Raw genomic sequence first — 17,531 nt, 5'->3', positions numbered from 1 at the left:
TTCCGATCGCAGGTGCTTCTTTATTGTGTTGCGAGCCAGGCCTGTACGCCTTGAGATCTCGCGAATGGACATCTGATCCCGCAATGCCCAACGTCTGATGACATTCAATGTCGCCACGTCTATCACTCCTAATTTCCCCCTGCTTTTAAAACAAGCAGGGTAGTGCCTACGTGGGTCAGTTTTGGATGGAAATTACTGCGCTAAATGGATCAGATTTCGACGGAATTCAACAGCTGGGCATGGTGGTGGGATTTATGAGGTGGCATAGGGAAATTCAACCGATGTTGGATGAAATCTCTCAGTTGCAGTTAGCGAAGTTGCGGCATGAGGTGAGTCAACTTAGTGTCAATTCCACCAAGGTGCGACGGATTTTGCCGAACCGCTCGCGTCGAGGGTGATGGGCTGACATGACCCGCAAAATTGCGGGTCAATTTATTGCCAAGGCAGATCAGCGCAGCTAAGCTTTTCCTTCTTAATTAACAAGGAAACAGCCCATGCCCAACACCCCATCCCTCCCCGAAAGCATCATGTCCCACGTGTCCATCGGCACCAACGACTTCCCACGCGCCAAGGCGTTCTACACCGCTGTGCTGGGTGCGATGGAGATCAAGGTGATCATGGAGCACCCTGGGGCCATCGCTTTCGGGCGGGCGTATCCAGAGTTCTGGGTGGGTGTGCCGCACGATGGGGGCAAGGCGCATGTGGGCAATGGGTCGCACTTTGGTTTTCTGGCTGTGTCGAAGGCGCAGGTGGATGCGTTTTATGCCAAGGCGCTGGAGCTGGGTGGGCAGGGCGATGGTGCGCCGGGCCCGCGGCCTATGTATGGGCCGCAGTATTACGGCTGCTTTGTGCGGGACCTGGATGGGCACAAGATTGAGGCGCAGTTTTCGGATACATCTGCGGGTTGATGTAACGCTGGTCTTAAGCCAAACAGGCCGTTTGACCAAGCAGAACCTGCGCGAGCAGCTATTTAATTTATAGCAAGCCGGTTTGCTTTCGCTTCGCCTTGTCGCGCTTGGGTACGGGGTGCTGTCTGACATGGGCGGGCATTCGGGGTTTTCAGAATGGTTGTTACGCGGGTTGGTGTTGCCTTGTTTGCACGCTGGCCCTTGTTCAACCCCTTTATCTGGAGACAGACCATGCCGAACAAACAGAACGCCAAAAACAAACAGGGCCAGCAGAACAAACAACTCGCACCCGATGACGCGCGCAACCAGGCCGGCGGCGCGATGGAGCAAGACGGCACACCCAAAGCATCGGGCCACGGCGGCAAGGTTGAAAACGACTTCAACCAGATGGGTGAACAAAAACCCACGCAGAAGAACGAAGGCCAGCGCACGGCCAATAGCCGCAGTGACCGGGAGTCGCATGTGGGCGGCAGCAACCAGCTGCAGTCGCGCCGCGGCACGACGGGGCGTTGACGTGGCTGCCGGCACGTTCAGCCGCGCGGCGGGGGTGAAGGCCGGCGAATTTGATCACCACAGTGGCGACCACCTGACGCTGGACAGCGCGAAGATTTACTTTGAGGTTCACGGTGATAACGCGGACCCGCCGCTGCTGTTTTTGCACGGCGGGCTGGGCACGATGAAGGACTTCAACAGCGTCTTGCCGCTGCTGCAGAAGCGCTTCAGGGTGATCGGCATCGACAGCCGGGGCCATGGCAAGTCAACCTTGGGCACGGCGGGCGTAACCTACCAGCGGCTGGCGCTTGACGCTGCCGCTGTGCTGCAGCACCTGGGCGTTGAGCGCTGCAGCGTGGTGGGTTTCAGCGACGGCGGCATCACGGCGTTGCGCATGGCCGCAGAAGGCGGGTCGCCCGTCGACAAGCTGGTTGCGATTGGCACCGACAAGATGCTCAAGGCCGACGACCCGGTGCGCAAGCTGCTGGGCGGCGTTACGGCGCAAAGCTGGACGAAAAAATTCCCCGAGTCGGTGGCGCTGTACAACGCGGTCAACCCGCAGCCCGACTTTGCGGCGCTGATTGATGCCGTCGTGCCGATGTGGCTGGACGACGGCCCCAGCGGCTACCCGGGCGAATGCGTCAGGCAGATCAATTGCCCCTTGCTGGCAATTCGCGGCGACGAAGACCACCTGGTGTCGCGTGCCAGTGTGTTTGAGCTGGCGGAGCAGGTGCCCGGCGCGAAGCTGCTGAACATTCCGTTTGCCGGCCATGAGGCGCACAAGGACCAGGCCGAAGGGGTGATGGCGTGCGTGAACCGGTTTCTGGAATGAAATAACGGCCATTTTCATCACGAAAAGTGGCTGCAGCCCTGGCAGAACGTGCGCGAGCAGCTATCAATACCATAGCGCTTGACGCTTTTGACAGCGGCGCTGTGCGCGTCTTTACCTGCCGTTGAGGCATTTCCTTACAAACCGCAACATGGCAGACGCATGGCTCTAAGTTTGGCGGCGCAGGATGAACGCTTGTTTTTTTCTGCGGGGCAACCACCTGCAGACATCGCCAAGAAAGGCCGCCATGAAAAAGATCGCCGACTTCCTGTTTCACCCGCGCTATTTGCGGGCCATTCCTTCGTTGGTGGTGCTGACCACCGCCATGGCCTGGAGCGTGGCGCCTGACCCGGATGCGGTAGACACCGTGCAGAAGCGGGCGGGGGTGAGCTTGTCACTCAACCACACCGCCGCAGGCAACTGCCCGAACGACAAGCTGCTGGACAAGCCCGAACAGGCTTGAATGCGGCCCAGGCGGTCGTAGCGCGCTAGGGCTTTGCCGCGGCCATCCAGCGGCCGATCTTGCCGACCACGTCGGCCTCCAGCCCGTTATAGCCGTGGTACGCCATGGCTTCGCAGGGGTCGCCCCGGCTTTGGCCGCCGGTGAAGGTCAGCAGCTCGGCCTTCGGCGTCTTGGCCAGTTTTTCCATCAGCTGCGGCATGTCACTGAAGGCGCAGAGCTTGCAGCCGTCTTGTTCGTGGTGCACCACCAGCACCGGAATCGCCAGTTTCTCCATCGGCATTTTGGGCACAGCGCGGCCGTTCGGGTCGGTCAGGATGGTGGACGTGAGCACGATGCCATCAGGGCCGCCCTGCGCCGGCGCCGCCTCGGTGGCGATGTAGCCGGCTGACTGGGTGCCGCGGCTGGTGCCCACCAGCCAGACGGGCACCGGCGACTGCTGCTTCAGCCAGGCGATGACGGCCAGCACGTCGGCGGTGTGTTCGGGCTTTTGCCGGTTGCCCGACAGAAACGGGGGCGACTGTTTGTCTGACGGCGCATCAATCACCGCCACCGCAAAACCGGCGTCGGCAAACTGCTGGCGCGTGCGCACGACGAAGTTGCCGCCGCCCCAACCGTAGCCGCCGCTGTCGTTAACCTGCAGCCCGCCATGGCCGCCGGCCAGCAGGATGACGGAGGCCTTGGGCGTGGCGTTTGGGGCGGTGGGCGCGATGTAGACAAAGCGCTGGGTGACGCCGGGTCGGGTGGGAATGTCGACCACGCGGGGCGCACCTTGCGCCTGGGCGTTGCCGGCCATAGCCATGCTCAGCAACAGGAAGGCCGGCAATGCGTGGCGCAGCCATAGGCGCCGTGCGGATGAATGCGGTGTCATGGTGGGGTTCCTGTAAGGACGTTCCGGGATTTGTTTAAAGAAAGCAGGGCCGAAACCCAATCAGGTCGTGCGCGAGCAGCTATTAAAATAATAGCATTGGCGGTTGACGCTGCTGGCGTGCCGGCGCGTCATGGTGCCGTCGCGGTTTTGATCCACTGCACCATCGCCTCGCTGGCCACGACTGGCGTGGTGAGGTGGTTGGCCTTGACTTCGAGGTACTGGCTTTTGGGGTTGGCGGGCAGCTTGTCGGCAAAGTAGGGACGGGCGTATTTGCTGATGCCGTCGTCTTCGCCCACCACTGTCAGCACGGGGGTGCCGGCCGGGATGCGCGGGGCGGTGACGCCCATGTCGGCATCGGACTCGGGGTCGAAATAGCTGAGGTAGTCTTTCGCGGTGGCCGTCACGCTCAGCTGCTTGCCCTGGTTGATGTCGGAAAAGCGTTCACGCGAATCGCCCTTGCCTGCGGCAACCAGTGCGCGGGCTTCGTTCACGCTGTCGCGCACGACCTTGCTTTGCGGCGATGCGTAGTAGCGCGCCGGCACATGGCCGGGCGCCAGCAGCACCAGTGCCTGCACGTCGCCGCCGCGCGCGGCAAAACTCATGGCGGCGGGCACGCCCAGGCTGTGGCCTGCAATCACGATTTTCGTGGCGCCCTGGCTGCGCAGGGTTTTGACGTGACCGGCCATCTCGGCCATGGCCTTGTCCCAGTTGCCGTCGATATAGCGGCCGCGCGACCAGGGCATGTCGGGAAACAGCACCAGCATGCCTGCGCCTTCCAGCACGGGCTTGATGCGGCTCATGTTGGGGTCGTTGTTGCTGCCGGGGTTTTTGCCGTGCAGCATCAGCACGCCGATTTTGGGGTTGCCGTCTTGCGCGTGGACGGCGCCGGCCAGCAGGGCTGACGCGAAAAGAAGGCCCGTGGCAACAAAGTGCTGGAAATGTCTGCGGCGCATAAAGCCTTTCGGGCGGTGGCTGGCGGGGGATCGAGGTCGGGCCCAATATAACCCCGGCAAACCGCCGCGACAGCCGGGTTTGCACGCAGGGGCCGGGCTTCCTACAATGGCACGATGAACGCCGTCATGCCGCAAACCACCCCCAACGCCCCGGCAACACCCTTGCTGGCCAGTGAACCTGACCGCGCGGCTTACCGCGACTACGCACAACCCGGCCTGGACAGGGTGCGCACCTTCTACCGCAACAACCACCAGAACCAGACCTACGATTTTGTGCAGCGCAAAAAAGCCGAGTGGCTGGCGTTTTCGCAGCGCGAGATGACGCCTTGGGCGGCGCTGGAATTTCTCAACACGCTGGTCGATGAGTCGGACCCGGACATCGAGCTGCCGCAAATCAGCCACCTGCTGCAAACCGCCGAGGCGATTCGCGCCGACGGCCACCCCGACTGGTTTGTGCTGACGGGTTTTATTCACGACCTGGGCAAGGTGCTGTGCCTGTTCGGCGAGCCGCAGTGGGCCGTGGTGGGCGACACCTTTCCGGTGGGTTGCAGGTTTTCAGACCGCATCGTTTACCCCGAATACTTTGACCTGAACCCCGACAGCCGTGACGCGCGTTACAACAGCGAGTACGGCGTGTATGCACCCGGCTGCGGGCTGGACGCGGTGCACATGTCCTGGGGCCATGACGAATACCTGTACCAGCTGCTGAAGTCGCATTTGCCGATGCCGGCGCTGTACATGATTCGCTACCACTCCTTCTACGCCTGGCACCGTGAGGGCCAGTACGGCCACCTGACGGACGCGCAGGACGCGGCGCACCTGGAATGGGTGCAGAAGTTCAACCCCTACGATCTCTATTCCAAGAACGACAGGCCGCCGGTACTGGCCGAACTCAAGCCGTATTACGACGACTTGATGGCGAAGTATTTGCCGGCGCAGCTCAAGCTGTAGTTTGTAGTTTCAGCCCGGGCCCTCAGTCCTCTTCAACGCCGTTGCTGCTGCGGCTGCTGCGCCAGATAGCGCGCACCAGCCATATGCCGCCGGCCATGGCGCCCGTAAAACCCAGAAAGCCGAAGGCCGGCAGGCCAAACAGCGTGGGCCCGCCCTTCACCGTCATGACGATGGACGAGCCGATGATGAGCGCGGCGATCACCAGCGCCATAGCCAGCCGGTTGGCGGCGCGGTCCAACTGGTCGCCCACGCGCTTAAGGTGGGCCAGCTCTATGCCCACGTGCACGCGGCCGCGGCGCGCGTTGCGCAGCAGGCGCGACAGATCATGCGGCAGCTGCCCGGCCAGGGCCAGCGCGCGGCTGAAGGTTTGCCAGCTCCGGGTGGCCAGGGCCTTGGGCTGGTAGCGGGCGCGCACCACTTGCCGCAGCAGTGGCGTGGCTTCAGTGGCCATGTGAAAGCCCGGGTCCAGCCCGCGGCCCATCCCTTCGAGCGAGATGAAGGCCTTGATCAGCAGCGCCAGGTCAGGCGGCAGGCCCAGGTGGTGCTCGCGCAGGATGGCGGTGACATCGGACAGCATTTGCCCCAGGCTGAGCTGGGCCAGCGGCGTGCCGTGGTACTGGTCGACGAAGGTTTCGATTTCGGACTCAAGCTGCGACAGGTTGACGCCATGCTCGTCGCCGGTCCAGTCGAGCAGCACGTCGGCCACGGCTTGCGGCTGGCGCTCGACCAGGCCCAGCAGCAGCTGCAGCAGCTCTTCCCGCCGCCGCGCGGTCAAGTGCCCGACCATGCCGAAATCAATAAAGGCGATGCCGTTGCCGGGCAGGTAAAACACATTGCCGGGATGCGGGTCGGCGTGAAAGAGGCCGTCTTCCACAATCATTTTCAGCACGGCGCGGGCGCCGCGGCGGGCCAGTTCGCCGCGGTCAAAACCGGCCTCGGGCGTGAGCTGCTCCAGTGCGCTGCCGGGCACGCCTTCGACCAGGTCTTGCACATTGACGCGCGGGCCGGTGTGGGCCCAGTGCACGCGCGGGATCACGACATAGGGCAGCGGCGCCATGTTGACGGCGATGCGCTCGGCATGGCGGCATTCGGCGGCCAGGTCGAGCTCACGGTGCAGCGACTTGGCGAGCTCGCGCACCAGCTGGCGCGGCCGGTAGGGTTTGAGTGCGGGCAGCTCTGCCTCGGCCATGGAGGCCAGACGCTCCATCAGGCGCAGGTCGGCTTCGATGACTTCGGTGATGCCGGGGCGGCGGATCTTGACGATGACTTCTGTGCCGTCGTGCAGCTGCGCGCGATGCACCTGCGCTATGGAGGCGGCCGCCAGCGGCGTGGCGTCAAAGCGGGCGAAGACGGTTTCGGGCTCGCCGCCCAGGTCTTCGCGCAGCTGCGGCAGCAGGAGGGCCAGCGGCACGGGCGGCACGTGGCTGTGGAGTTTTTCGAACTCGGTGATCCATTCGGGGCCGAAGAGATCCGCGCGCCCGGCGAGCACTTGCCCGAGCTTGACAAAGGTGGGGCCCAGCTCTTCCATGGCCAGACGCACCTGCTCGGCGGGGCTGATGCGGGCGAGGTCGGCCACGCCGTCCCAATGCAGCGCATGGCCCGCGCGTTCAAGCCTGTCGGCCAGGCCGAGACGGCGCACGCTGTCGCCAAAGCCGTGGCGAACCAGCACGCCGGCGATTTCTGCCAGGCGCGTCATGTCACGCGCAGCGCCGAAGGTCCCGATCAACATCGAATGATGATAGCCCTGAGTTGTGTTGGCGGGCTTGCCTTTTGTCAATTGCAGGGCAGGCGCGGCGGGTTTTCTGGCGTGCTCTATTTGCGGGCTGCGGCGGCTGAGGCGCCGGATTTTTCCTTCTTGTCGGGCAGCTCGATCTTCACTTCCAGCACGTCCAGGTTGTCCTGGCGCTCCAGGTGCAGCTTGATGTCGTGCGGGTCGATGCGGATGTACTTGGCGATCACGGCGATGAGGTCGCGCTGCAGCGCGGGCAGGTAGTCGGGCTCATGGCCGCGCCCTGTGCGTTCGTGCGCCAGGATGATCTGCAGCCGCTCCTTGGCGACGTTGGCAGTTTTTTTCTTTTCGCCGAGAAAAAAGGACAGGAAGGACGCCATCGTTTTATTTCCCCCCGAACCAGCGCTTGAAGAGGCCGGGTTTTTGCGCGTCGATGAAACGCATGGGCTTGTCCTTGTCGCCGAGGAAACGGTCGACCACGTCCTTGTAGGCTTCCGACACATCGCTGCCGTTCATGTGCACGGCCGGCACGCCCTGGTTGGAGGCCTGCAGCACGGATTCGGATTCGGGGATCACGCCGATGAGCTTGATGCGCAGGATGTCCTGGATGTCTTCCAGCGAGAGCATCTGCCCCTGGTCGACGCGGCCGGGGTTGTAGCGGGTGATGAGCAAATGCTCCTTGATGGCGTCGCCGCCGTCGATGGCGCGTTTGGTTTTGCTTGAAAGCATGCCGAGGATGCGGTCGGAGTCGCGCACCGAGGAGACCTCGGGGTTGGTGACGATGAGGGCTTCGTCGGCAAAGTGCATGGCCATGAGCGCGCCGGTTTCAATGCCGGCGGGGGAGTCGCAGACGATGTACTCGAAGTCCATCTCGCCCAGGTCTTTCAGCACTTTCTCGACGCCGGCTTTTGTCAGGGCGTCCTTGTCGCGCGTTTGCGAGGCGGCCAGCACAAAGAGGTTGTGGCACTGTTTGTCTTTGATGAGCGCCTGGTTGAGCGTGGCTTCACCCTGAATAACGTTGATGAGGTCGTACACCACGCGGCGCTCGCAGCCCATGATGAGGTCGAGGTTGCGCAGGCCCACGTCGAAGTCGATGACCGCGGTTTTGTGCCCGCGCAAGGCAAGGCCGGTTGCAAAGCTGGCACTGGTGGTGGTTTTGCCCACGCCGCCCTTGCCGGAGGTGACCACAATGATTTTTGCCATCAGATAAAAGTCCTTTTGAAAGCGATAGATATTTCAGCCGGGGCTGCGGAACCGGCTTTGCCGGGCCGCAGGCGAAGTGAAAAGAGTGGGGGCCATGTCTATGCGGCCAACACATTCATGACGAGACGGTCGCCTTCCTGGCCTTCTTCTGCGGGAACGAGCCGCACCTGCGTGGGCTGGCCTGCCAGGCCTTCGGGCAGCGGGTGTTCAGCGGTGCGGTACACGCCGGCAATCGAAATCAGCTCGGCTTCCAGCGCCAGCGAAAAAATGCGTGCCTCGGTGTTGCCGCGCGCGCCGGCCATGGCCTTGCCGCGCAGCGGCGCATACACATGGATGTGGCCGTCGGCAATGACTTCGGCGCCGGCGTTGACCATGGCCAGCACCACCAGGTCGCGGCCGCGTGCATACACCTGCTGGCCTGAGCGCAGGGGTTTGTCGACCACCAGGGCGCCCAGCGGGGCGGCGGCGGGCGCGGCCACCACCACGGGCGGTGCTGGCTGTTGCTGCTGCACCGGTGCTGCCGCAGCGGGGCGGTCGGGCAGCAGGTGGGCGTCGGGCACGGGCAGCAGCCCGGCTTGCAGGGCGGCCGCCATTTGCGCGGGGTTGCCGCCCTTCACGGAAAGCGGCACCAGCTGGTAGCTGCCCAGCAGGGTGATGAGGGCGGGGAAGTCGATGTCGCCCACCGCGCGGCCGCTGCGCACTGCGGCGGATTGCAGCGGCGAGAGGTCGATCATCAGCGCGTCCTGGTCGAAAAAGTCGGGAATGTCGCCAAAGCGGGCTTGCAGTTCTTGCGCCAGGGCGACGAGGTCGGTGGACTTGAGCAGCAAGGCCACCAGGGGCAGGTTGGCGCTTTTGATTTCGAAGGTGGCGGGGGTGGTGGCCTGTATGGCAACAGTCATGGGTGGAAAGTCATGGGCAGAAGGACAACGGGCGACCGGTGCGGAAAATGAGGGCGAAGAAAGATGGCCGAGGGTAGCGTGCGAAGGGGCTGATTCGCGCRCACGCTTTGTCGCACTTGTGAGCGTATGAAACGCTGGCCGGCAATTTGTAGCGCGCGGGTGGCTGCGGTTGTGCGGCGCGGCAGCCCTGCTTTAAGCGGCCCCCGGCATTGAATGCGCACGGCCCGTACCCATGTGCAGGGCTCATCAGCTCGTCATTACCCTGGACATTTCATGAACTTCCTGCCGCTGGCGCTTGTAACCGCGCTGCTCCATGTTTACATTGGTGCACGCCTTCTCCCCGGGCTGGGGGCGTATCCCGCGGGGCAATGGCTGTTTGCCGCGGTCCTTCTGGTGTCGGCGCTGGTTATGCCACTGGGGCTGATGGCCGGCCGTGTGGCCAAGCAGCCTCTGGCCGATGTGCTGACCTGGGCGGGCCTGCTTTTCATGGGCCTGTTTTCTTCGCTGCTGGTGTTGACGGTGGCGCGTGACGCGGCCCTGCTGGTGCTGTGGCTGGCCGATGCCGTGGCGCCCGGCCACCTGCCGCTGGCGTGGCTGCGCACGGTGTCGGCCGAGGCGGTGCCGCTGCTGGGCGGGCTGATCACCGTGCTGGGTTTTCTGAATGCGCGCCGTACGGCTGCCGTGGTGAAGGTGGACGTGCCCATCAAGGGCCTGCCCGCTGCGCTGCAGGGGTTTACCGTAGCGCAAATCAGCGACATCCATGTGGGGCCGACCATCAAGCAGGCGTATTTGCGCCGCATTGTCGACAAGGTCAATGCACTGGATGCCGATGTGGTGGCCATTACGGGCGACCTGGTGGACGGCAAGGTGAGCGAGCTGGCCTCGCACGTCGCGCCGCTGGCAGAACTGCAGTCGCGCCACGGCACGTATTTTGTAACGGGCAACCACGAGTACTACTCGGGCGCGCATGCGTGGATTGACGAGCTGCGCCGGCTGGGCCTGACGGTGCTGCTGAACCAGCACGTGGTGATTCGCCCGCCTCTTCTTGCTGCAGGCCAGGACGCCACGCCGCTGGTGCTGGCGGGTGTGACGGACTACAGCGGTGGGCATTTTGACCCAGCTCATCGCAGTGACCCGGAGGCGGCTCTGCGTGGTGCGCCGGCGGAGGCTGTGCGCGTGCTGCTGGCGCACCAGCCGCGCAGTGCGGCGGCGGCAGCCAAAGCCGGCTTTGACCTGCAGCTGTCGGGCCATACGCATGGCGGACAGTTTTATCCGTGGAACCTGTTTGTGCGGTTTCAGCAGCCGTTTACGGCGGGCTTGCACAAGCTGCAGAACCTGTGGGTTTATACGAGCCGCGGGACGGGGTACTGGGGGCCGCCCAAACGGTTTGGGGCGCCTTCGGAGATTACTTTTTTGAGGTTGGTGGTTGGGTGAGGTTGTGTTGATTTGATGGGTGCGTACTTTGCTGAGTGTTGCTGGCCGGGGGTTGCCCGGCATGCAACTCACTTTTCTTTGCTTCGCCAAAGAAAAGTAAGCAAAAGAAAGGCGACCCTGGTTCCTGCGTCCCTTCGCTTCGCTGCGGGCAACCTGCGGTGCTCGGTCCAGCCGGGGTCAAAAACAACTCGCTTCGCTCAGACAAGTTTTTGCCCTGATCCGTCTGGACCTCCGCTCCTCGGCGCATCCACAAGGGGGGTGGAGACAGGAATACCAAACAGCCGAAGACAAGACCCCGAATACCGGAAGAAACAAGGACACGCCATGGCGTGTCCTTGTTGGTATTGGAGTTGGTATTTGTCTTTGTCTTCGGTCCCCGCTCCCGATAGCCCCTTCTGTCTGCGCCGAGGAGCACAGGTTCAGGCGGATCAGGGATCGCGATTGTCTGAGCCGAAGGCGAGTTCGAGCGAGACCCCGCCTGGACCGAGCACCGCAGGTTGCCCGTAGCGAAGCGTAGGGTCGCAGACAGCAGGGTCGCCTTTTCTTTGGCGACTTTCTTTTGGCGAAGCAAAAGAAAGTTACTTGCATGCCGGGCAACCCCCGGCCAGCCACCCTCAGCAAAGTCCGCCCCGCTTGAACAACAACAGCAACATCGTCTACCCTCCACCCATGCCCCAAACCCTAACTCTCCGCCTGAACCCAGGCGACGACCTGCGAACAGCCCTGGACGCAGCATTCGCCCAGCTGCAGGCCGAGCAGAACACCCGCGCGGCTTGCGTCATCTCTGCGGTGGGAAGCCTCTCCCGTGCCGTGCTGCGCTATGCGGCCGAGCCGCAGGGAACGGTGTTGGTGGAACCGCTGGAACTGATCACGCTGTCGGGCACGTTGAGCCCTGACGGCGCGCACCTGCATGCCAGTGTGGCCAATGCGCGGGGAGAAATGTGTGGAGGCCATGTGATGCCGGGTTGCATTGTGCGGACGACCGCTGAAATTGTGCTGGTGTCGTTGCAGGGCTGGGTGTTTGCGCGTGAGCATGACACTCGGACCGGCTTCAAGGAGCTGGTGGCGAAGCCGGCAACGCCCTGGTCTTGAAAGCAGGGGCTGCGTCTGTAGGCCGGCCCTGACAGCCGTGCTGGCGTCATGGCCATGGCGGGCGTGGAGGACAGGCGTAGAGTGGTGTTAACGCACTACCATGCACGCAACCTACCAGCACCCACCATCAAGGAGGCATGTTCATGTTGAAACAACCACGCTTTTCCGTCGCTTCCGTCGCCCTGCCGGGCGCTGTGTTGGCACTGGCATTGACGCTTTTCACAGGGCCGCGGGCGGTAGCGCAGACATCGCAGACCACACAGCCAGCTGAAGCACCCGATACCGCAGTGCCGACGGCGCCCTTGAGGAATCCGCTGAACCGCAACCCGGCGCGCCGGGCGTCTGAACCCGAAGCGCCGCTCCCACCGCCGGATCCGCGTGACTCGACCATCCGCCCGGTGACGCCACCGGGCAACGACGGCCGTGATGTGGTATTGCCCCCGCCGAATGCGCCAACGCGGCCCCCGCTTGCCAGGCCCTGAGGCGGATTTTCTGCCTGTTTATAGCCCGTGAGCGGTATGGCGTGGCATCAAGGATGAATGCCAAATACCGCCCTGACCCAATAGGGATAAGCGCAAGCAGCTATTAAATTGATAGTGACTGACCGGCGGCAGCCTTCGGTGTGCGCACCTTGCGGGCGCCGGCCGAGCTGCGGTTTTTGCGGTAATAACGCTGCGGCGAATCTTTCTGCATCATCCGGCGCCGCAGGCGTGCGGGATGAAAGACCTGTTCGTACTGCGTGAGCCAGCGCTGTTCGCTGGCGTCGGGTGAGGGGGCTGTCTGCCTGTCGGCGGCGGGGCCAAAGCGCAGGGACGCCGGGGCGTCGGCCGGCTTGTGGCCTGGTCGTACTTCTTCCGGGGGCAACACCGGCGCAGCGTGCCGGCCGTGGCCGGAAGCCTGCGGGCCCAGGTAGTCGGACTCGACACTGCATTGAGGCGTGAGGATGGCCCAGCGCATGTGGGCAAAGCGGCGGGCAAACAGCGGCGCCACGGCTTCAACGATGTGGTGTTCCGGCTCGAACCAGGCCACGTGCAGCGGGCCGCCTTGCGGGCGGGTTTTGAAGGTGTCGTCCTGCACCGAGTGAAAGCGCAGCTGGGCTTTCATTTTCTGCATGTCATGGCGCACCTCTTCGGCCATCTGCCGGGCGAGCGCCATGTCGGCGTCGAGCTGGTTGTGCCGCAGTTCGGGCTCATGCACCAGGCGCCACAGCAGGCGGTAGAGCAGGCTGAAGCGCTGCGGGTTGTTGTGCAGGATCACGGCCTGGCACAGGGTAAGAAATTCGGGTGGGACGGCGACGGTGGGTGCGTCGCTGAGTGCGGGGCTCTGCGCCGTGCCGGTGGGCGGCACGCCTTCAGCGGGCGTGGTGCTGCAATGCCAGATGACTTGCCCGGGCAGGATGTTCTGTGCCAGCAGGCCGCGTGCGGCACGGCGAAAGCCCTCAAGGTCCGTCTGCCCCTGCAGCGTGACAGGCAACATGGCTTGTGGAAAGAGGTCGTTCGTCAGCAGGTCATTCATCACGCCCATGGACACATCCTTTCTTCACGATTCAAGCACCCATGGTGCGGCGGCGGCCACCGCGGCGGGTGTAGGCAAAAGAGCCGTCTTCCTGGGTGCGGGCGGCGCATTGCCAGGACAGAAAGCCGGAATTCACTGTATTAATATACAGTGTTTTGGTGATTCAGGTGTGAAAGTGAGGCAAAAATCCCGGGCCTTTTGTGGCTTTGTCGCCTAAATCAGGCTGAAATCAGCCCAAAAGGGCGTGGCTGGCGGCAACGGTGCCAAACGTGCTGCAGCGTGCGCTTTTTGACCTGGACGGGGGGCGTCAGCGGTTTTTGTGGGCCCGCCGCAGCTTTTTGGCGTGGGTTTCCATGGCGAGATACGCCACAACCGCCACGGTCAGCGGCACCAGGTAATAGATCACGCGGTAAGCCACCAGCGCGGCCAGCAGTTCGTACTGYGGCATCTCGTGCGACAGCAGGGCGACGAACACGGCCTCCAGCACGCCGAGGCCGGCCGGCACGTGGGTGATCACGCCGGCGATGGCCGCCAGCAGCAGCACGCTGACGACGGCGGAAAACTCGATGCGGTGCTGCAGCAGGATGAAAATAATGCCGGACATGATGAGCCAGTTGCCGGCGCCCATCAGCAGCTGCAGGCCGGCCAGCCGCACGGAGGGCAACACCACCTCATGGCCGCGCAGCCGCAGCATGCGCCGGCGGGAAAACGCGCAAATGCCGAGATAACCCGCGACAACGGCCAGCAGCACCGCACCGATCAGACGCAGGGAGTTGGTGGTGACAGGCCAGTCCAGGGGCAGGGTGGGCGGCTGCAAGGCAAACACCGTGCCGGCGAGCAGCAGGTACCCCATCCAGTTGGTCAGCATGCTCAGCGACATGATGCGGGTGATGGCGCCGTTGCCCAGGCCCAGGCGGGAGTAAAGGCGGTAACGAAAAGCCACGCCGCCCACGAGGGAGCCGAGGTTGAGGTTGAAGGCGTAGCTGACGAAGGTCACCGCCATCACGGTGGGGGCGCGTAGCGGGTGGCGGGTGTAGTGGCGGCCCAGCAGGTCGAAGGTGCTGTAAAGCGTGAAGCTGGCCACGGCCAGCAGCACGGCGCCCCAGGCGGCGGTGAGGGGGTAGTCCTCCAGCGCGGTGAGGACCTGGGACCATTCAATCTTGCGGGCCTGCGAGAACAGCAGGCTGGCGATGAGCAGAAAGAACGCGGCGGTGGCACCGTGCCTGAGCCATGGCCACCAGGCCTTTTTCTTCGGCGCGGCGGGCTGGGGCTTGCCGCTGCGCGCCTCGCCGGGCGGACGGGGGGGATGGGGCGTGGGCAAGGTGCGGCTTTCGGCCATCACGCGCTCAAATGGGTTTGGCCTGGGGCGGCGGCTCGCGTTCCTCTGGCGCGGCTGCTTGGGCGGGCGTGATGCGCGGCGCGTGCGCCGGCAGCCAGCCGGCCCAGGCGGGGTAGCGGCGCAGCAGGTGAAAGACAAAGTAGCTGCGCAGCGTGCGCCACCACGTGGGCTTCACCAGGTCCTGGCGGCCTATCTGTTTGCAGCTGTGCTGCATCAGGTGGTCCAGCCGCGAACCCAGGTCGTTGTTGAAGGTGCGGTCGCGGATCATGACGTTGGCCTCGAGGTTGAGCGCCAGGCTGAGTGGGTCCAGGTTGCTGGAGCCCACAGTGGCCCATTCGTCGTCGATCACGGCCACTTTGCCATGCAGGGGCCGGTCGCAGTATTCGTAAATGCGCACACCCGCGTCCAGCAGGTGGTGGTAGAGCATGCTGGCGGCGGTCTTGACGATCGCCATGTCGGGCTCGCCCTGCAGGATGAGGTGCACGTCCACACCGCGCCGCGCGGCGTGGCGCATTTCCCTGAGCAGCCGGTAACCGGGAAAAAAATACGCGTTGGCGATCACGACACGCTGGCGCGCCGTGCGGATGGCGGCGCGGTAGTGGCGCTCGATGTCGTTGGTGTGTTTGCGGTTGTCGCGCGTGACAAAAAGCGCCGCGGCGTCGCCCGCCGGCGCGGGCACGTCGTCCCTGCGCCATGTGCCGGCCACGGAACGGGCGCGTTCGGAAAACCGTTCACGCAAGCCCGTGGGCGCTTCGCCGCCGGCGCCGGCATTGCGCTGGCCCGCCGCCAGGGCCCTGCGCACAAAGCTGTGGATGTCGGCCACGAGGGGGCCTTCGATCTCGACGGCATAGTCCTGCTTGGCCTGCGGGCCGAAGTCGGCCAGGTGGTCCGCCGAATAGTTGATGCCGCCGACGAAAGCACGTTCGCCATCGACGACCACAATCTTGCGGTGCATGCGGCGAAACAGGTTGGTGCGCCAGCCCCACAGCCTGGGCCCCGGGTCAAACACATGCACGCGCACGCCGGCCCGCGTCAGGGTCGAAATGAATTCAGGTGACAGGTCCGGAGAGCCGTAGCCGTCAATCGTCAGGTCGATCTGCACGCCGCGCCGCGCCGCCTGGTGCAGGGCCGCGTGCAGCTCTTCACCGACCTTGTCTTCAAACAGGATGAAGGTCTCCACCACCACCTCGCGCCTGGCCGCAGCAATGCACTCAAAGACGCGCGGGAAAAACTCCTCGCCGTTTTCAAGCAGCTGAAACTGGTTGCCGCTTACCCAACGACTCATGTTCAGAGCTCGATTTCTGCCGCGAGAGGCGCGTGATCTGACAAATGCGACCAAGGCCGCAGCGGCAGCACCACCGGCGCGTGGCCGATGGCGTTGCGCACATAGATGCGGTCCAGCCGCAGCAGGGGCAGGCGTGCGGGAAAGGTGCGCGCCGCCTTGCCGTTGGCCTGCACAAACACCTCATGCAGCTCGGCGCCTTTTTCCAGCCGGGCATGGGCGCGGTGCCGCCAGTCGTTGAAGTCCCCGGCCACCACGACGGGCGCATGCGGCGGAATGTTGTTGCGCACCAGTTCGCACAGCATGTCCATTTGCTGCTCGCGGTGCGCTTCCATGAGGCCCAGGTGCACGCAGACGGCGTGCACGTTCACGCTGCGGCCGGGTATCTGCAGTTCGCAATGCAGCAGCCCGCGGCGCTCGGGCCCGCTGATGGACACGTCGAGGTTTTCAAAACGCACGATGGGGAACTTGGACAACACGGCATTGCCGTGGTGCCCGTTGGTGTAGACCGCGTTGCGGCCGTAGGCGAACTGCGGCCAGATGGTGTCGGCCAGGAATTCGTAGTGCGGGGTTTCAGGGTAGTTGTCGAACTTGTCCTGGTGCTTGACGTGGTTGCCCGTCACTTCCTGCAGGAACACCACGTCCGCCCCGACGCCGCGAACGGCTTCGCGCAGCTCGGGCAGGATGAATTTGCGGTTGAAAAAGGTAAAGCCCTTGTGGATGTTGACCGTGAGCACCTTGAACGAGAACGACGAGTCGGCGCTGACTGCTGCAAGCGCCGTCTGCGTGTCGGCCTCGACGGCTTCCATGTCGATCGGCGTTGCGGCTTCGGGAGAGCGGGTGGGTACGGCGACAGACAGGGCGTCGGGCCCGCGGCGCGAAGCTGAAGAAGGCGATGGCGAAGGGGATTCGGGTGTGGAAGTCGGCATAGAGAGATAAGCGAGTAGGCCCAGACAGGCAGGCGGAAAGGGCGCAGGACAGGCCTTGGCACCCATTGTTATTCTGCGCCCTGGGAGTGACTGTAGGACAGTAACTTATTTGCGGCAGGGCGCGGCGTACGCAAGCGCCTGGGACGTGTCTTTGGCCACAGCCCGCGGGCGCAGTGTCCTACATGGCGCGGGGGGCCTCTCCGATAAGGCAGACGGGCCCGGCCCGCTAGATTGAATTCAACGTTAGCCCGATGAAGTGGCAGGCGTGTTTTTTCAACCCAGCCTACGAGCACAACCCAAGGAACTACTCCCATGTTCAAAACCCCCTCTTCCATGAAGACCCTTTCCCTTGCAGCTGCCATGACGGCCGCACTGATGTTTGGCGCAGCCGCACACGCGCAGACCGATCCTGCGGGCAAACCGAGCGACAGCTCGGGCTCGGTTTCCACCGGTGCAACCGCCAAAACGCCTGAGCAGCGTGACGCCGCCAAATCCGAAAAACAGGCGGCGAAGTCCGACAAGAAGCAGGCCAAGGCAGCCAAACGGGCTGCACGCAAGAGCAAAGCCGCCACTGCAGGCGCTGCCCCCACGGATTCGGGCGGTACCAGCAAGTAAGGCCAGGCGCTACCTTGGCGCCATGACAGT

Annotated in this window: 21 protein-coding genes; 10 read left to right on the top strand and 11 right to left on the bottom strand. The window is 63.9% G+C overall.

The features are described from left to right. Nucleotides 1–126 (bottom strand): winged helix-turn-helix transcriptional regulator (locus AC1DZE_RS18990; protein ID WP_477700419.1); only part of this gene is annotated, 126 nt, incomplete at its 3' end. A gap of 55 nt (nt 127–181) precedes the next feature. Between AC1DZE_RS18990 and AC1DZE_RS18985 the strand changes: the two genes are divergently transcribed. The 5 genes from AC1DZE_RS18985 (at nt 182) to AC1DZE_RS18965 (ending at nt 2,692) form a co-directional block, all read left to right on the top strand. Further along, the gene (locus tag AC1DZE_RS18985) at nt 182–268 is read left to right on the top strand and encodes a hypothetical protein (RefSeq protein ID WP_477700418.1); all 87 of its coding nucleotides are present in this window, start codon (nt 182–184) and stop codon (nt 266–268) included. A 226-nt stretch (nt 269–494) separates the two neighbouring features. Then, nucleotides 495–908: a VOC family protein gene (locus AC1DZE_RS18980; RefSeq protein WP_477700415.1), complete on the top strand. Its 414-nt coding sequence runs from the start codon at nt 495–497 to the stop codon at nt 906–908. 321 nt (nt 909–1,229) lie between these two features. Then, nucleotides 1,230–1,421 (top strand): hypothetical protein, encoded by a 192-nt coding sequence (locus tag AC1DZE_RS18975; protein ID WP_457282086.1) that lies wholly within the window; start codon nt 1,230–1,232, stop codon nt 1,419–1,421. 1 nt (nt 1,422) lies between these two features. Beyond that, nucleotides 1,423–2,232, top strand: a complete 810-nt coding sequence (locus tag AC1DZE_RS18970; protein WP_477674594.1) for an alpha/beta fold hydrolase — start codon at nt 1,423–1,425, stop codon at nt 2,230–2,232. A gap of 244 nt (nt 2,233–2,476) precedes the next feature. After that, a complete protein-coding gene (locus tag AC1DZE_RS18965; protein WP_477672867.1) occupies nt 2,477–2,692 on the top strand; it encodes a hypothetical protein in 216 nt (71 codons plus the stop codon). Nucleotides 2,693–2,717: 25 nt separating this feature from the next. On the opposite strand, the gene AC1DZE_RS18960 is transcribed toward AC1DZE_RS18965, so the two are convergent. Together AC1DZE_RS18960 and AC1DZE_RS18955 are read right to left on the bottom strand one after the other, a co-directional pair. Beyond that, complete coding sequence (locus AC1DZE_RS18960; protein ID WP_477672866.1) at nt 2,718–3,560, bottom strand: alpha/beta hydrolase; 843 nt, start codon at nt 3,558–3,560, stop codon at nt 2,718–2,720. Between the two features lie 128 nt (nt 3,561–3,688). After that, the gene (locus AC1DZE_RS18955) at nt 3,689–4,513 is read right to left on the bottom strand and encodes an alpha/beta fold hydrolase (protein WP_477672865.1); all 825 of its coding nucleotides are present in this window, start codon (nt 4,511–4,513) and stop codon (nt 3,689–3,691) included. Between the two features lie 126 nt (nt 4,514–4,639). On the opposite strand from AC1DZE_RS18955, the gene AC1DZE_RS18950 reads away from it, so the two are divergent. Beyond that, entirely contained in the window at nt 4,640–5,464 is an 825-nt protein-coding gene (locus AC1DZE_RS18950) for an inositol oxygenase family protein (RefSeq protein WP_477700414.1), read from the top strand. 22 nt (nt 5,465–5,486) lie between these two features. On the opposite strand, the gene AC1DZE_RS18945 is transcribed toward AC1DZE_RS18950, so the two are convergent. The 4 genes from AC1DZE_RS18945 to minC all read right to left on the bottom strand — a co-directional run bounded on the left by AC1DZE_RS18945 (nt 5,487) and on the right by minC (nt 9,295). Then, nucleotides 5,487–7,193 carry an ABC1 kinase family protein gene (locus AC1DZE_RS18945; RefSeq protein ID WP_477670418.1) on the bottom strand — a complete coding sequence of 569 codons (1,707 nt, stop codon included), beginning with the start codon at nt 7,191–7,193 and terminating at the stop codon, nt 5,487–5,489. 83 nt (nt 7,194–7,276) lie between these two features. Further along, nucleotides 7,277–7,573 (bottom strand): cell division topological specificity factor MinE, encoded by a 297-nt coding sequence (gene minE, locus AC1DZE_RS18940; RefSeq protein WP_477670417.1) that lies wholly within the window; start codon nt 7,571–7,573, stop codon nt 7,277–7,279. Nucleotides 7,574–7,577: 4 nt separating this feature from the next. Further along, on the bottom strand, nt 7,578–8,396 hold the full coding sequence (gene minD, locus AC1DZE_RS18935; protein WP_348046637.1) for a septum site-determining protein MinD: 819 nt from the start codon (nt 8,394–8,396) through the stop codon (nt 7,578–7,580). Nucleotides 8,397–8,494: 98 nt separating this feature from the next. Next, on the bottom strand, nt 8,495–9,295 hold the full coding sequence (gene minC / locus AC1DZE_RS18930; RefSeq protein WP_477670416.1) for a septum site-determining protein MinC: 801 nt from the start codon (nt 9,293–9,295) through the stop codon (nt 8,495–8,497). 273 nt (nt 9,296–9,568) lie between these two features. Here minC and AC1DZE_RS18925 point away from each other — a divergent pair, with 273 nt between their 5' ends. The 3 genes from AC1DZE_RS18925 (at nt 9,569) to AC1DZE_RS18915 (ending at nt 12,303) form a co-directional block, all read left to right on the top strand. Next, complete coding sequence (locus tag AC1DZE_RS18925) at nt 9,569–10,729, top strand: metallophosphoesterase (protein WP_477700413.1); 1,161 nt, start codon at nt 9,569–9,571, stop codon at nt 10,727–10,729. A gap of 669 nt (nt 10,730–11,398) precedes the next feature. After that, complete coding sequence (locus AC1DZE_RS18920; RefSeq protein WP_477671811.1) at nt 11,399–11,821, top strand: PPC domain-containing DNA-binding protein; 423 nt, start codon at nt 11,399–11,401, stop codon at nt 11,819–11,821. Between the two features lie 143 nt (nt 11,822–11,964). Continuing rightward, nucleotides 11,965–12,303 carry a hypothetical protein gene (locus AC1DZE_RS18915; protein ID WP_477671812.1) on the top strand — a complete coding sequence of 113 codons (339 nt, stop codon included), beginning with the start codon at nt 11,965–11,967 and terminating at the stop codon, nt 12,301–12,303. 103 nt (nt 12,304–12,406) lie between these two features. Here AC1DZE_RS18915 and AC1DZE_RS18910 read toward each other — a convergent pair whose 3' ends face one another. The 4 genes from AC1DZE_RS18910 to AC1DZE_RS18895 form a co-directional block, all read right to left on the bottom strand. Further along, the gene (locus AC1DZE_RS18910) at nt 12,407–13,345 is read right to left on the bottom strand and encodes a TIGR03915 family putative DNA repair protein (protein ID WP_477671813.1); all 939 of its coding nucleotides are present in this window, start codon (nt 13,343–13,345) and stop codon (nt 12,407–12,409) included. Between the two features lie 298 nt (nt 13,346–13,643). Further along, entirely contained in the window at nt 13,644–14,675 is a 1,032-nt protein-coding gene (locus tag AC1DZE_RS18905) for a lysylphosphatidylglycerol synthase domain-containing protein (protein ID WP_477700412.1), read from the bottom strand. Nucleotides 14,676–14,682: 7 nt separating this feature from the next. Then, a complete protein-coding gene (clsB, locus tag AC1DZE_RS18900; protein WP_477671815.1) occupies nt 14,683–15,960 on the bottom strand; it encodes a cardiolipin synthase ClsB in 1,278 nt (425 codons plus the stop codon). Between the two features lie 2 nt (nt 15,961–15,962). Then, nucleotides 15,963–16,766 (bottom strand): endonuclease/exonuclease/phosphatase family protein, encoded by an 804-nt coding sequence (locus AC1DZE_RS18895; RefSeq protein ID WP_477647033.1) that lies wholly within the window; start codon nt 16,764–16,766, stop codon nt 15,963–15,965. A 432-nt stretch (nt 16,767–17,198) separates the two neighbouring features. On the opposite strand from AC1DZE_RS18895, the gene AC1DZE_RS18890 reads away from it, so the two are divergent. After that, on the top strand, nt 17,199–17,501 hold the full coding sequence (locus AC1DZE_RS18890) for a hypothetical protein (RefSeq protein ID WP_477670409.1): 303 nt from the start codon (nt 17,199–17,201) through the stop codon (nt 17,499–17,501). The last annotated feature ends 30 nt before the right edge of the window (nt 17,502–17,531 follow it).

This window comes from Polaromonas sp. P1_F1 (assembly GCF_056405795.1).
Note: the sequence above shows the minus strand (reverse complement) of the source record. Positions and strands in the feature narration are given on the sequence as shown.

Excerpts from the sequence above, each read along its gene's own strand:
- AC1DZE_RS18980 (WP_477700415.1), top strand. The coding sequence starts at position 495 with ATGCCCAACACCCCATCCCTCCCCGAAAGCATCATGTCCCACGTGTCC.
- AC1DZE_RS18975 (WP_457282086.1), top strand. The coding sequence starts at position 1,230 with ATGGAGCAAGACGGCACACCCAAAGCATCGGGCCACGGCGGCAAGGTT.
- AC1DZE_RS18965 (WP_477672867.1), top strand. The coding sequence starts at position 2,477 with ATGAAAAAGATCGCCGACTTCCTGTTTCACCCGCGCTATTTGCGGGCC.
- AC1DZE_RS18960 (WP_477672866.1), bottom strand. The coding sequence starts at position 3,560 with ATGACACCGCATTCATCCGCACGGCGCCTATGGCTGCGCCACGCATTG.
- AC1DZE_RS18955 (WP_477672865.1), bottom strand. The coding sequence starts at position 4,513 with ATGCGCCGCAGACATTTCCAGCACTTTGTTGCCACGGGCCTTCTTTTC.
- AC1DZE_RS18950 (WP_477700414.1), top strand. The coding sequence starts at position 4,640 with ATGCCGCAAACCACCCCCAACGCCCCGGCAACACCCTTGCTGGCCAGT.
- AC1DZE_RS18945 (WP_477670418.1), bottom strand. The coding sequence starts at position 7,193 with ATGTTGATCGGGACCTTCGGCGCTGCGCGTGACATGACGCGCCTGGCA.
- minE (WP_477670417.1), bottom strand. The coding sequence starts at position 7,573 with ATGGCGTCCTTCCTGTCCTTTTTTCTCGGCGAAAAGAAAAAAACTGCC.
- minD (WP_348046637.1), bottom strand. The coding sequence starts at position 8,396 with ATGGCAAAAATCATTGTGGTCACCTCCGGCAAGGGCGGCGTGGGCAAA.
- minC (WP_477670416.1), bottom strand. The coding sequence starts at position 9,295 with ATGACTGTTGCCATACAGGCCACCACCCCCGCCACCTTCGAAATCAAA.
- AC1DZE_RS18925 (WP_477700413.1), top strand. The coding sequence starts at position 9,569 with ATGAACTTCCTGCCGCTGGCGCTTGTAACCGCGCTGCTCCATGTTTAC.
- AC1DZE_RS18920 (WP_477671811.1), top strand. The coding sequence starts at position 11,399 with ATGCCCCAAACCCTAACTCTCCGCCTGAACCCAGGCGACGACCTGCGA.
- AC1DZE_RS18915 (WP_477671812.1), top strand. The coding sequence starts at position 11,965 with ATGTTGAAACAACCACGCTTTTCCGTCGCTTCCGTCGCCCTGCCGGGC.
- AC1DZE_RS18910 (WP_477671813.1), bottom strand. The coding sequence starts at position 13,345 with ATGGGCGTGATGAATGACCTGCTGACGAACGACCTCTTTCCACAAGCC.
- clsB (WP_477671815.1), bottom strand. The coding sequence starts at position 15,960 with ATGAGTCGTTGGGTAAGCGGCAACCAGTTTCAGCTGCTTGAAAACGGC.
- AC1DZE_RS18895 (WP_477647033.1), bottom strand. The coding sequence starts at position 16,766 with ATGGAAGCCGTCGAGGCCGACACGCAGACGGCGCTTGCAGCAGTCAGC.
- AC1DZE_RS18890 (WP_477670409.1), top strand. The coding sequence starts at position 17,199 with ATGTTCAAAACCCCCTCTTCCATGAAGACCCTTTCCCTTGCAGCTGCC.